The 12,149-nt window shown below is 71.7% G+C and carries 11 protein-coding genes; 4 read left to right on the top strand and 7 right to left on the bottom strand.

The window, feature by feature from the left end:
- Positions 1-4 precede the first annotated feature (4 nt).
- From OU416_RS31915 to OU416_RS31900, 4 genes are all read right to left on the bottom strand, one after another.
- Positions 5-784: an MlaE family ABC transporter permease gene (locus OU416_RS31915; RefSeq protein WP_270930777.1), complete on the bottom strand. Its 780-nt coding sequence runs from the start codon at positions 782-784 to the stop codon at positions 5-7.
- Between the two features lie 89 nt (positions 785-873).
- Positions 874-1,620, bottom strand: a complete 747-nt coding sequence (locus OU416_RS31910; protein WP_270930776.1) for a glucose 1-dehydrogenase — start codon at positions 1,618-1,620, stop codon at positions 874-876.
- A 1-nt stretch (position 1,621) separates the two neighbouring features.
- Positions 1,622-3,130: an aldehyde dehydrogenase family protein gene (locus OU416_RS31905; protein WP_270930775.1), complete on the bottom strand. Its 1,509-nt coding sequence runs from the start codon at positions 3,128-3,130 to the stop codon at positions 1,622-1,624.
- Between the two features lie 51 nt (positions 3,131-3,181).
- Positions 3,182-4,069, bottom strand: a complete 888-nt coding sequence (locus OU416_RS31900; RefSeq protein WP_270930774.1) for a 3-oxoacyl-ACP reductase — start codon at positions 4,067-4,069, stop codon at positions 3,182-3,184.
- 455 nt (positions 4,070-4,524) lie between these two features.
- Here OU416_RS31900 and OU416_RS31895 point away from each other — a divergent pair, with 455 nt between their 5' ends.
- The 3 genes from OU416_RS31895 (at position 4,525) to OU416_RS31885 (ending at position 8,485) form a co-directional block, all read left to right on the top strand.
- Entirely contained in the window at positions 4,525-5,703 is a 1,179-nt protein-coding gene (locus tag OU416_RS31895) for an acyl-CoA dehydrogenase family protein (RefSeq protein WP_270930773.1), read from the top strand.
- Positions 5,704-5,824: 121 nt separating this feature from the next.
- The gene (locus tag OU416_RS31890; protein ID WP_270930772.1) at positions 5,825-6,919 is read left to right on the top strand and encodes an acyl-CoA dehydrogenase family protein; all 1,095 of its coding nucleotides are present in this window, start codon (positions 5,825-5,827) and stop codon (positions 6,917-6,919) included.
- A 3-nt stretch (positions 6,920-6,922) separates the two neighbouring features.
- Positions 6,923-8,485 (top strand): long-chain-fatty-acid--CoA ligase, encoded by a 1,563-nt coding sequence (locus tag OU416_RS31885; RefSeq protein ID WP_270930771.1) that lies wholly within the window; start codon positions 6,923-6,925, stop codon positions 8,483-8,485.
- A gap of 85 nt (positions 8,486-8,570) precedes the next feature.
- Here OU416_RS31885 and OU416_RS31880 read toward each other — a convergent pair whose 3' ends face one another.
- Together OU416_RS31880 and OU416_RS31875 are read right to left on the bottom strand one after the other, a co-directional pair.
- A complete protein-coding gene (locus OU416_RS31880; protein WP_270930863.1) occupies positions 8,571-9,317 on the bottom strand; it encodes an SDR family NAD(P)-dependent oxidoreductase in 747 nt (248 codons plus the stop codon).
- 29 nt (positions 9,318-9,346) lie between these two features.
- Complete coding sequence (locus OU416_RS31875; RefSeq protein ID WP_270930770.1) at positions 9,347-10,501, bottom strand: MFS transporter; 1,155 nt, start codon at positions 10,499-10,501, stop codon at positions 9,347-9,349.
- A gap of 77 nt (positions 10,502-10,578) precedes the next feature.
- On the opposite strand from OU416_RS31875, the gene OU416_RS31870 reads away from it, so the two are divergent.
- Positions 10,579-10,992, top strand: coding sequence for a MarR family winged helix-turn-helix transcriptional regulator (locus OU416_RS31870; protein WP_270930769.1), 414 nt, complete (start codon positions 10,579-10,581; stop codon positions 10,990-10,992).
- Position 10,993: 1 nt separating this feature from the next.
- On the opposite strand, the gene OU416_RS31865 is transcribed toward OU416_RS31870, so the two are convergent.
- Complete coding sequence (locus tag OU416_RS31865; RefSeq protein WP_270930768.1) at positions 10,994-12,097, bottom strand: NAD(P)H-dependent flavin oxidoreductase; 1,104 nt, start codon at positions 12,095-12,097, stop codon at positions 10,994-10,996.
- Between the last annotated feature and the right edge of the window lie 52 nt (positions 12,098-12,149).

The following is a 12,149-nucleotide window of genomic DNA, read 5'->3' as shown; positions in this document are numbered from 1 at the left end:
CGGCTCACAACCCCTTCGGTGGCACGAGTTGCAGGTAGATCCCGGTGAGCACCAGGTTGATCAGGAACAGCAGCAGGAAGGTGATCACCACCGCCTGGTTGACCGCGTCGCCCACGCCCTTGGGCCCGCCGGACGGGTTGAGCCCCCGGTAGGCGGCGACGACGCCCGCCACGAACCCGTACAGCAGCGCCTTGAACTCGCTGATCCACAGGTCCGGCAGCTGGGCGAGCGCGTTGAAGCTGGCCAGGTAGGCACCCGGGGTGCCGCCCTGCAGGATCACGTTGAAGAAGTAGCCGCCCATCACGCCGACGACGCTGACCATCCCGTTGAGCAGCAGCGCGACCAGCATCGCGCCGACCACCCTGGGCACGATCAGCCGGTGGATCGGCGAGACGCCGAGCACCTGCAGCGCGTCGATCTCCTCGCGGATGGTGCGCGCCCCGATGTCCGCGCACATCGCGGATCCGCCTGCCCCGGCCACCAGCAGCGCGGTGATCAGCGGGCTGGCCTGCTGGAGGATGGCCAGCGCGCTGGCCGCGCCGGTGAACGACTGCGCCCCGATCTGCTGGGTCAGCGACCCGAGCTGCATCGCGATGACCGCGCCGAAGGGGATGGCCACCAGCGCGGTGGGCAGGATCGTCACGCTGGCGAAGAACCACGCCTGCTGGATGCACTCGCGGACCTGGAAGGGCCGCCGCGGCATGAGCCGCAGCACCTCCCACGCCAGCGTCGCGATCCGTCCGACCTGGGCGAACGCGCCCGCACCAGCGCTGCGCACCGCCATCTGGTCACCTCCCGATCCGCGTTGATCCGGGGCGAAGGGCACCTTTCCCCAAGTAAGTCGGTCAAAGGTGCCCTTCACTCACCGCCCGTTCAGGCGAGCGAGTGCGTTGCCGTCGCACCGCCGTCGGCGACGAACTCCGCGCCGGTGCAGTAAGAGCTCTCGTCGCTGGCCAGGAACACCACCAGGTCCGCGATCTCCGACGGCTGCCCGACCCTGCCGAGCGCGACCCGCTCGCCGACGTGCTCCATCGGCACCGGCCCGCCCACCGCGTCGGGGATCATCTGGGTGTCGATCGCGCCCGGGTGCACCGAGTTGACCCGGATGCCGCGCTTGCCCAGCTCCATCGCCGCCACCTTGGTCATGCCGCGGATGGCGAACTTGCTCGCCGAGTAGGCCACCAGCAGCGGCATCCCGCCCAGACCCTCCACGGAGGACACGTTGATGATGGAGCCGCCGCCGTCGGACATCGCCGGGATCACCTCCCGCATGCCCAGGAAGGTGCCGATCTGGTTGACCCGGATCACCCGCTCGTAGTCGGCCAGGCTGGTGTCGGCCAGCTCCGAGAAGTGCAGCACCCCGGCGTTGTTCACCAGCACCTCGATGCGGCCCAGCTCGCCCGCCGCGCGCACCGCGTCGACCCAGTCGTCCTCGGAGCTGACGTCCAGGTGCTGGTAGACGGCGTTCTCACCGAGCTCGTCGGCCAGCGCCTTGCCCGCCTCGTCGGCCACGTCGGCGATCAGCACGCGCGCGCCCTCTTCGACGAACCGCCGTGCCGCCGCCGCGCCCTGCCCGCGCGCCGCGCCGGTGATGATCGCGACCTTTCCCGTCAGCCTCATGTCACATCAACTCATCGGTCAGCGGCAGCAACACGGTCTTGAGCTCGGTATAGGCCTCGTAGGCCGATCGGCCGCCCTCCCTGCCGAGCCCGGACTGCTTGTACCCGCCGAAGGGCAGGTGCGGCTCCACCTGGAACCCGTTGATCCCGACCGTGCCCGCCCGGATCCGCTTGGCCACCCGGAACGCCCGCTGCACGTCCTTGGTGTACACCCCGGCGCCGAGGCCGTACTCGGTGTCGTTGGCCAGCCGCACCGCCTCGTCCTCGTCGTCGAAGGGCACCACGGTCAGCACCGGGCCGAAGATCTCCTGCTGCGCGACGGTCATCGAGTTGGTCGCGTCGGCGAAGATGGTCGGCTGCACGAAGTTCCCGGCGCTCAGGTCGCCGTCGCCGCGCGCGCCGCCGGTGACCAGCCGCGCGCCTTCCCGCTGGCCCTGCTCGATGAAGCCGAGCACCCGCTCCAGCTGGCGCTGGTTGATCAGCGGCGCGGACAGCACGCCGGGGTCGAACGGGTCGCCGTAGGTCACCGAACCGGCGATCAGCTCGGCGGCGCCGATGAACTCGTCGTAGGCGTCGCGGTGCACCAGCGCCCGGGTGGTCGCGACGCAGGCCTGCCCGGACAGCCCGAGGGTGACCATGCCCATCGCGGTCATGCCCGCCAGCCCGACGTCACCGTCCGGGAACACGATCGCCGGGCTCTTGCCGCCGAGCTCCAGCGACACCCGCTTCATGGTGCCCGCCGAGGCCTCGACGACCCGGCGGCCCACCTCGCGGCTGCCGGTGAAGCTGACCTTGTCCACCTGCGGGTGGGTGATCAGCGCTTCGCCGGTCGGGTCGCCGGGGCCGGTGACGACGTTGACCACGCCGTCCGGGATCCCGGCCTCCTGCAGCAGTTCCACCATCCGCAGCACGCTGAACGTGGCGTACTCGGAGGGTTTGACCACCACCGTGCACCCGGCCGCCAGCGCGGGCGCGACCTTCTGCGCGAACAGCAGGAACGGCGCGTTCCACGGCAGCACCGCGGCCACCACGCCGACCGGTTCGCGCAGCGTCATCGCGAGGTGGTCGCCGCCCTGGTACGGCGGGAACGTCTCGCCACCGGCCTTGTCGATCCACCCGGCGTGGTGGTCGAAGACGTCGGCGGCCACGTCGACCGAACCCGCGTAGACGGTGGCGAACGACAGCGGCACGCTGTTGTCCAGCGCCTGCCGCGCCCGCAGGTCCTCGGCGTTGTCCCGGAGCAGGTCGGAGCACCGGCGCAGCAGCCGGGAGCGCTCGCCCACCCGCATCGCAGGCCACGGGCCCTCGTCGAACGCGCGACGGGCGGCCCGCACCGCTTCGTCGACGTCTTCGGCACCGGCGACGGCGATGTCGCCGACGACCTCTCCGGTCGCCGGGTGGTGGTGGGTCCAGGTGCGGCCCGCGCGGGCCTGCCGCCACTGGCCGTCGACCAGCAGCAATCCGTCCTTGAGCCCAGCAGCGTCGCGGTGCTGCTGCACGGTCAGCGCCATTCGGAAGTCCTCCCTGCGCGGCGGTTCCAGCTGGTTTCGGGGGGCTCCTCCCTAGGGGAGGGAGAGAAGTTCGGTCGCGGAGAAGTTGCGCTCCGGGTCGCGGTCGGCGAAGTAGGCGCCGACGGTGCCCGCCAGTTCGTCCTCCGTCCACAGCGGACCGCTGGTGTCGAAGCGCTGCTCGACCACCGGGGCGGCCATGAGCGCGATCATCCCGCTGTGCACGACGAAGACCTGCCCGCTGATCCGCTCGGCCGCGGGCGAAGCGAGGTAGGCGACCAGCGGTGCCACGTGATCCGTCGACAGCGGATCGACGCCGTCCTCCGGCGCCGGGCCGAAGACCCCCTCGGTCATGGCCGTGCGAGCTCGCGGGCAGATCGCGTTGGCGCGCACGCCCATTCGCGCGAGGGCGCGCGCGGTGGACACGGTGAGCGCGGCGATCCCGGCTTTGGCCGCGGCGTAGTTCGGTTGTGCCGCGGCACCGAGCAGGAAGGCCTCCGAGGCGGTGTTGATCACGCTGCCGTACGTGGTGCCGTCCTGCTTGTACTGGTCGCGCCAGAACGCGGCGGCGTTGCGGGACAGCAGGAAGTGGCCGCGCAGGTGGACGCGGACCACGTCGTCCCACTCCTGGTCGGCCATCTTGAACAGCATCCGGTCGCGCAGCACGCCGGCGTTGTTCACCACCACGTGCAGTCCGCCGAAGCGCTGCACCGCGGTGGACACCAGCTCCTCGGCGGTCGTGCTGGACGAGACGTCCCCGAGCACCGCGACGGCCTTGCCACCGGCCTCCTCGATCTCGGCCACCACGTCCGCGGCGCGTTCGCCGACGTCGTTGACCACCACCTCGGCTCCGGCTCCGGCCAGCGCGAGCGCTTCCGCCCGCCCCAGCCCGGCACCCGCCCCGGTGACGACCGCGACCTTGCCCTCCAGACTCCGCACCACCACTCCTAGCTTCAGTCGAAGATCACGATCCGGCGGACGCGCAGGCGCCGGCCCCACGGCCGGCCTGCTCGAGAACCGCCACCTTCACCGGTTGGTCACCTCACCGAGGGATCCGGGACTGTAACTCGCAACACACTAGAACGTGTTCTTTCACAGTGGCAAGACCGGCGGGAAAAACCTTGCTGATTTCCGATCGATCCACGTCGTGGATCGTGCAACCAGTTCTACCGAGATCCGCCAGGGCGATCCGCTCGGCTGATCAACGAGCCGTTCGAGCGAACGTCACTGCTCCGTTCGGTGCGATCTCACCCCTTCGCCGCACCCTAGAACTCGTTCCGCGCCGGAAATCCGGACGACACCACCCATCCCACGAGCGACTTGTCGACCTGAGCACCCCGCCGGGCTTATGGTTGTTGAAACATGTTTCAGCACACTGCCGATCGCAGGAGGGGTGCATGCGCATCGCCTACACGTCCGAGCAGGAGGAGCTGCGCGAGGAGCTGCGGCGCTACTTCGACAAGCTCATGACGCCCGAGATCCGCGAGGAACTGGCCGCGCACGGCGACTACGGCGACGGCGAGGCCTACCGGCAGGTCGTGCGGCAGATGGGCGCCGACGGATGGCTCGCGCTGGGCTGGCCGACCGAGTACGGCGGGCAGAACCGCAGCACGCTCGACCAGCTGATCTTCACCGACGAGGCGGCCGTCGCGGGCGCCCCGGTGCCCTTCCTGACGCTCAACAGCATCGCGCCGACGATCATGCGCTACGGCACGCCGGAGCAGAAGGCCCACTACCTGCCCAAGATCGCCGCCGGAGAGATCCACTTCGCGATCGGCTACTCCGAGCCGGAAGCGGGCACCGACCTGGCCTCGCTGCGCACCACCGCCGACCGCGACGGCGACGAGTACGTGGTCAACGGCCAGAAGATGTGGACCAGCCTGATCCAGTACGCCGATTACGTCTGGCTGGCCTGCCGCACCGACCGCGAGGCCAAGAAGCACCGCGGGCTGAGCATCCTGATCGTGCCCACCGACTCCCCCGGCTTCTCCTGGACGCCGGTGCACACCGTCGCCGGGCCGACCACCAGCGCGACCTACTACCAGGACGTGCGGGTGCCCGCGTCGGCGCTGGTCGGCGCCGAGAACGAGGGCTGGCCGCTGATCACCAACCAGCTCAACCACGAACGCGTGGCGCTCACCTCGGCCGCCCCGCTGCGCTCCGCGCTGGACGAAGTCCTGGAGTGGGCGCGGGAAACGCGGCTCACCGACGGGCGGCGCGTGATCGACCAGGAGTGGGTGCGCCACCACCTGGCCCGCGCGCACGCCGGTGCGGAGTTCCTCAAGCTGGTCAACTGGAAGATCGCCACCACCGTCGAGCGGCACCCGGCGCCCGCCACCGCATCGGCCACGAAGGTGTTCGGCACCGAGTTCGCCACCGAGGCCTACCGCCTGCTGATGGAGGTCCTCGGCAGCGCGGCCCACATCCGCCGCGGCTCGCCCGGCGCGGCCCTGCGCGGCCGCATCGAACGGATGCACCGCTCCTCGCTGATCCTGACCTTCGGCGGCGGGACCAACGAGGTGCAGCGCGACATCGTCGCCGCGGTGGGCCTGGGCCTCCCCCCGGCCAAGCGCTGACCCAGCAGCGGGGCTGCGTCAATTTCGCACGAAATTGACCGTCACCCGGGTGAACGTCAATTTCGTGCGAAATTGACCGGGGCCCGGGCGGCGGAAGGGACTGGACTTCGTAAGGAGAGGCATGGACTTCACGCTGACCGAGGCGCAGGACGACCTCGCCGAGCTCACCCGCAAGATCCTCGACGACCAGGTGACCAACGAGCGGCTGCGCGAGGTGGAGCGCGGCGAGGACCGGTTCGACCGGGCACTGTGGACGCAGCTGGCCACCGCCGAGGTGCTCGGCGCGGGACTGCCGGAATCCGTCGGCGGCGGCGGTTTCGGGCTGCTGGAGCAGTGCAGCGTGCTCATCGAGCTCGGCCGCGCCGTCGCACCGGTGCCCTACCTGAGCTCCATCACCACCGCTGCGGCCGCGATCGCCCGCTTCGGCACGGAGCAGCAGCAACGGCGCTGGGCCGCTCCGGCCGCCCGCGGTGAACTGGTGCTCACCGCGGCGCTGACCGAGGAGCACAACCCGACCCCGGCGGTTCCGTCCTGCCAGGCCGAGCGCCGGGGTGGCGAGTGGGTGCTCACCGGCAGCAAGACCGGCGTCCCCGCGGGCGCGATGGCCGATCTGGTGCTCGTCCCGGCGTCCACGTCGGAGGGACCGCGGGTGTTCGTGGTCGAGCCGGACCGGCTGACCGCGCAGCGCCAGCGCGTCGTCGACTCCGACAGCGAGGCGTGGCTGGACCTGGGCGGCGTCCGGGTCGGCGACGACCGGGTGCTCGGCGGTGATCCGGTGCTCGGCTGGCTGCTGGCCCGCGCCACCGTCGGCAGCTGCGCGCACCAGGCCGGCGTCGTGTCCCGGGCCCTGGAGATGACCAGCGAGTACGCCCGCGAGCGGGTGCAGTTCGGGCGTCCGATCGGCAGCTTCCAGGCGGTCGCCCAGCGGCTCGCCGACGCCTTCATCGACGTGGAGGCGGCGCGGCTGACGCTGTGGCAGGCCGCGTGGCGCCTGGAGGAGGGCCTGCCCTGCGCGGCGGAGCTGGCGACCGCGAAGTTCTGGGCGGCCGAGGCCGGGCACCGCGTCGCGCACACCGCGGTCCACGTGCACGGCGGGGTCGGCATCGACCTCGACCACCCGCTGCACCGCTACTTCGTCGCGGCCAAGCGCAACGAGTTCAGCCTCGGTGCCGCGGCGGTCCAGCTGGGCCGGCTCGGCGACGCCCTGGCGGGCTGATGCATGACGCCCACCGTGACCGAGTTCCTGCTCGCCCGCACCGAAGACGAGCGCCGCGGTCTGCTCTTCGAAGACCGCTCGTGGTCGTGGGCGGAAGTGGTGCGCACCTGCTCGCAGTACGCGTCGCTGCTGCGTTCCCTGCGCCGCCCTGGCCCGTTCCACGTCGGGGTGCTGCTGGGCAACGTCCCGGAGTTCCTCTTCCTGCTCGGCGGCGCTGCGTTCTCCGGCGCGGTGCTGGTCGGGCTGAACCCGACGCGGCGCGGCGCGGCGCTGGCCCGCGACGTGCGGCTGACCGACTGCCAGCTGATCATCACCGACGACGCGCACGCGGACCTGCTCGCGGGCGTGGACGTCCCGGTGCTGCTGATCGGCACGCCGCCCTGGTCGGCGCTGCTCGCCGAGCACTCCGGCGTCGAGCTCGCCCCGGTCGAGGCCGATCCCGACGACCTGCTGGTGCTGGTGTTCACCTCCGGCACCGGCGGCGACCCGAAGGCGGTCCGCTGCACGCACGGCAAGATCGCGTTCCCCGGCCGGATGCTGGCCGAGCGCTTCGGGCTCACCGGCGAGGACGTGACCTACGTGTCGATGCCGCTGTTCCACTCCAACGCGCTGATGGCCGGGTGGGCGGTCGGCGCCTCCGCCGGTGCGGCCATCGCGCTGCGCCGCCGGTTCTCCGCCTCCGGCTTCCTGCCCGACGTGCGCCGCTTCGGCGTCACCTACGCCAACTACGTCGGCAAACCGCTCGCCCACGTGCTGGCCACGCCGCCCCGGCCGGACGACGCGGAGAACCCGCTGCGCCTGGTCTACGGCAACGAGGCCAACGAGCGGGACGTGCGGCGCTTCGCCGAGCGGTTCGGCTGCCGGGTGGTCGACGGCTTCGGCTCCACCGAGGGCGGCATCGCGATCGCCCGCACCCCGGACACCCCGCCCGGCGCGCTCGGCAAGCTGCCGGAGGGCGTGGCCGTGCTGGACCCGGACACCGGGAAGCCCTGCGCCACCGCGCAGTTCTCGCCCGACGGGAGGCTGCTCAACCCGGACGAGGCCATCGGCGAACTGGTCAACACCACCGGGTCCGGCTGGTTCGCCGGCTACTACAACGCGCCGGAGGCCGATGCGGAGCGGATGCGCGACGGCATGTACTGGAGCGGCGACCTGGCCTACCTGGACGCCGAGGGCTTCTGCCGCTTCGCAGGCCGCACCGCCGACTGGCTCCGGGTGGACGGCGAGAACCTGGCGACGGCACCCATCGAGCGAATCCTGCTGCGCCACCCGGAGATCCGCGAGGCGGCGGTCTACGCGGTACCGGACGAGACCACCGGCGACCAGGTGATGGCCGCCCTGATCACCACGGCCGACTTCAGCCCGCACACCCTCGCGGACTTCCTGACCGCCCAACCAGATCTGGGCCCCAAGCAGTGGCCCCGCTACATCCGCCTCGCGGCCGCCCTGCCCCGCACGGCGACCCACAAGATCCTCAAACGCCACCTGATGTCCGAGGGCCTCGACATCTCAGATCCGGTCTACCACCGCGAGGGCTCCACCTACGTCCGCCGGTCCGAGGGGTGAGAAGGAGGCGATTTCGCGCGAAATCGGCGCGCTCCCTCCGTGGGAGATGTCGATTTCGCGCGAAATCGCCACCCGACGGCCAACGTCAGGCGAGGTAGCCGCCGTCGATGTCGAGGACCGCGCCGGTGATGAAGGACGCGCCCGGCCCGGCCAGGAAGGCGATGCCCGCGGCGATCTCCTCCGGGCGGCCGAAGCGCCCCATCGCGTTGGCCGCGCGCTGGACGTCGGCGAACGGTCCCTCGTCGGAGTTCATCTCCGTGGCCACCGAGCCCGGCTGGACGACGTTGACGGTGATGCCGCGCGGCCCCAGGTCGCGGGCCGCCGCCTTGCTGTAGCCGACGATCGCGGCCTTCGTCGAGACGTAGTCGGCGACGCCCGGGAAGCCGACGCGGGTGGCCTGCATGGACCCGACGGTGATGATCCGCCCACCGGCTCCGAGCACGCCCGCGGCGGCCCGGATCGCCGCGGTGGCACCGCCGAGGTTCACCGCGAGCTGGCGGGCGAGCGCACCGGGGTCCACGTCGTCGTCGACCTTGCCGGGCACGAAGGTCGCCGCGTTGTTGACCAGGACGTCCAGCCTCCCGAAGTCGTCGACCGCGCACCGCACCAGCGCCCGCACCTGCTCCGGATCGCCCTGGTCGGCCGGGTAGGCGGCCGCCCGGCCACCACCGGCCTCGATCTCGGCCACCACCGCCGCGGCGCGGTCCGGGGAGGCGGCGTAGCTGATCGCCACCGCCGCACCGTCGACCGCCAGCGCCCTGGCCGTCGCCGCACCGATGCCGCGTGATCCTCCCGCCACCAGCGCCACCTTGCCCGCCAGCGGTTTTCTCACGTCCACCAAGGGAATCCCCTCCTCTCGGGTCAGGCGGCGACGGGCCGCCGGTCGCGGTGCACCACCAGGAACGCGATCGCCAGGCTCGCCGCGGTGAGCACCGCTCCGGCGAGGTGGAGCGAGCGCAGGCCGGGGCCGCTGCCGATGATCCAGCCGCCGAACCACCCGGCGAAGGCAGCCGCCAGCTGGAAACCGGAGGCGTTGACCGCGACCGCCAGGGTGGGTGCCGCGCTGGCCGCGACCACGACCTGCGTCTGCATGCCGGGGATGATCGCGAAGGCCAGCACACCGGTGCTGAAGGTCAGGATCACCGCGGCCACCTGCATTCCGCCGACCAGCCAGAACACCAGGAGGTCGAGCGCCAGCGCGGTCAGCAGCCCGATGAGCGCGGGCATCCGGGCCCGGTCGGCCAGCCAGCCGCCGAGGAAGTTGCCGACCACCGCGCCGACGCCGTAGACCAGCAGCAGCACCGGGACGGTACCGGCGGCGAACCCGCCGATGTCCACCAGCAGCGGGGTGATGTAGGAGAAGACGGTCACCACGCCGACGTTGCCGAGCGCGGTCAGCGCGATCGCCAGCAGCACGCCGCGGTCGGCGAACACGCGCAGCTCGCCGAGAACCGAGCTCGACGCCACCGCGGGCTGGACCGGCACGAACACCAGCACGAGGACCAGGGCCACCGCGGTGAGCCCGGCGATGGTCGCGAAAGTCGCCCGCCACCCGGCGTTGTGGCCGATGGAGGTGCCGATCGGCGTGCCGAGGATCATGCCCAGGTTCATCCCGAGCGCGACCTTGGCGACGGTGGAGGCCTGCTTGGCGGCCGGGGCCAGCGACACCGCGGTGGCGATGGCGACGGCGAAGAACGTCGCCACCACCAGGCCCGCGACGAACCGGGACACCAGCAGGACGGCGTAGTTCGGCGCCGCGGCGGAAGCGGCGTTGCCCAGCAGGGACACGCCGACCAGGCCGACCATGAGCGGTTTGCGGGCCACTCGCGCGGTCAGCGCGGTGACCACCGGGCCGCCGACGATCATGCCGAGCGCGTAGGCGGTGACCAGCAGGCCCGCGTCGGGGATGGAGACCAGCAGATCGGCGGCCACGTCCGGCAGGATGCCGACGATCACGAATTCTCCGGTGGTGAAGCTGAAGACCACCAGCACGAGGGAGAACAGCACGGGAGGCATGAGACCCCTGTAGTTCGAGTTCAAATGATGTGAACTAGAACTACCATAGTTCGAACGACCCTCGCTAGACTGGCGGCATGGCGGAGGACCGGATCGATCGCGACGTGTGCAAGCTGGTCCACCAGTTCACGCAGGCGCTCGACGCGCACGTGCGCCGCGTCGCCGAACAGCTCGGCCTCACCGCCTCCCAGGTCATCGCGCTCCGCGAGCTGTCCGAGCCGATCACCGCGCGCGAGCTCGCCGTCCGGATGTCCTGCGAACCGTCCAACGCGACCTTCGTCCTCGACCGGCTCGAACGGCAGGGCCTCATCGAGCGCCGGCCGCACCCGACGGACCGGCGGGCCAAGCAGATCGTGCTCACCCAGGACGGCGAGCGCACCCGCACCACCGTCCTGGAACACCTGGACACCCGCTCACCGCTGGACCCGCTCACGCCCGGCCAGCAGGAGACCTTCCGAGATCTGCTGCGCGCTCTGGTGACCGACCGCTGACCTACCGGAGGCCGTTGAGGCGGTCGACCGTCGCGTCGAGTTCGGCCAGCAGGTCGGCCATCACGTCGGCGACCGGGCGGACCTGGTTCATCCGGCCCACGATCTGGCCCACCGGCATCGACACCACCGACGGGTCCGCGGCCCGCATGATGCGCTGGTGCGCCTCGCTGACCAGGATGTTCTGCAAGGGCATCGGCAGCGGGTCGGGCGCGCCGGGCACCGTCCACGCGTCGGTCCACCGGGTTTTGAGCAGCCGCGCGGGCTTTCCGGTGTAGATGCGGGAGCGCACCGTGTCGCTGGAACCGGCCTCCAGCAATGCCCGCTGCGTCACGGCGTTGCCCGGCAGCTGCTGGTACTCGGTGGTGGCCAGCCAGTACGAGCCCATCCACGCACCGGCGGCCCCGAGCGCGAGCGCGGCCGCCGCCTGCCGCCCCGATCCGATGCCGCCCGCCGCCAGCACCGGCGCCCGCGCGCCGACCGCGTCGACGACCTCCGGCACCAGCACCATGGTGGCGATCTCGCCGGTGTGCCCGCCCGCTTCGTGGCCCTGCGCCACGACGATGTCCACCCCGTTGTCGACGTGCCGCACCGCGTGCTCGGCCTTGCCCGCCAGCGCCGCCACCAGGACGTCGTGCTCGTGCGCCTGCTCGATGACGTCCACCGGCGGCGATCCCAGCGCGTTGGCGATCAGCCGCACCGGGTGCCGCAGCGCGACGTCCACGTGCGAACGCGCCACCGAGTGCAGCCAGCCCAGCACGCCGTCGCGCTGCTCCTCCTCCGCGGGCAGCTTCGGCACGCCCAGCTCGTCGAGTGTGCGGTGCACGAAGTCCCGGTGCTCGGGCGGGATGAGCTCGGCGAGGTCCACCGCGGCGCCCTCGGTGGGGATCTTCGCCGGCATCACCACGTCCACCCCGTAGGGCCTGCCGTCGGTGTTGGCGTCCATCCAGTCCAGCGCCGCGTCCAGGTCGTCGGGGTCGTTGAACCGCACGCAGCCCAGCACCCCGAGCCCGCCCGCCCGGCTGATCGCCGCCGCGACGTGCTCGGAGGGCGTGAACCCGACGATCGGGTGCTCGATGCCCAGGGTGTCGCACAGTGTCGTTCGCATCTGGTCCTCATCGGTCGTCTCGGAACGCCGCGCTCGGCGGAAACCCGCGACC

This window comes from Saccharopolyspora indica, from assembly GCF_027853965.1.
GTDB lineage: Bacteria > Actinomycetota > Actinomycetes > Mycobacteriales > Pseudonocardiaceae > Saccharopolyspora > Saccharopolyspora indica.
Note: the sequence above shows the minus strand (reverse complement) of the source record. Positions and strands in the feature narration are given on the sequence as shown.

What these genes read in the sequence shown, in the direction of transcription:
- OU416_RS31870 (WP_270930769.1), top strand. Translation starts at nt 10,579, where the DNA reads ATGGCGGAGGACCGGATCGATCGCGACGTGTGCAAGCTGGTCCACCAG.
- OU416_RS31865 (WP_270930768.1), bottom strand. Translation starts at nt 12,097, where the DNA reads ATGCGAACGACACTGTGCGACACCCTGGGCATCGAGCACCCGATCGTC.
- OU416_RS31885 (WP_270930771.1), top strand. Translation starts at nt 6,923, where the DNA reads ATGACGCCCACCGTGACCGAGTTCCTGCTCGCCCGCACCGAAGACGAG.
- OU416_RS31875 (WP_270930770.1), bottom strand. Translation starts at nt 10,501, where the DNA reads ATGCCTCCCGTGCTGTTCTCCCTCGTGCTGGTGGTCTTCAGCTTCACC.
- OU416_RS31890 (WP_270930772.1), top strand. Translation starts at nt 5,825, where the DNA reads ATGGACTTCACGCTGACCGAGGCGCAGGACGACCTCGCCGAGCTCACC.
- OU416_RS31905 (WP_270930775.1), bottom strand. Translation starts at nt 3,130, where the DNA reads ATGGCGCTGACCGTGCAGCAGCACCGCGACGCTGCTGGGCTCAAGGAC.
- OU416_RS31910 (WP_270930776.1), bottom strand. Translation starts at nt 1,620, where the DNA reads ATGAGGCTGACGGGAAAGGTCGCGATCATCACCGGCGCGGCGCGCGGG.
- OU416_RS31915 (WP_270930777.1), bottom strand. Translation starts at nt 784, where the DNA reads ATGGCGGTGCGCAGCGCTGGTGCGGGCGCGTTCGCCCAGGTCGGACGG.
- OU416_RS31895 (WP_270930773.1), top strand. Translation starts at nt 4,525, where the DNA reads ATGCGCATCGCCTACACGTCCGAGCAGGAGGAGCTGCGCGAGGAGCTG.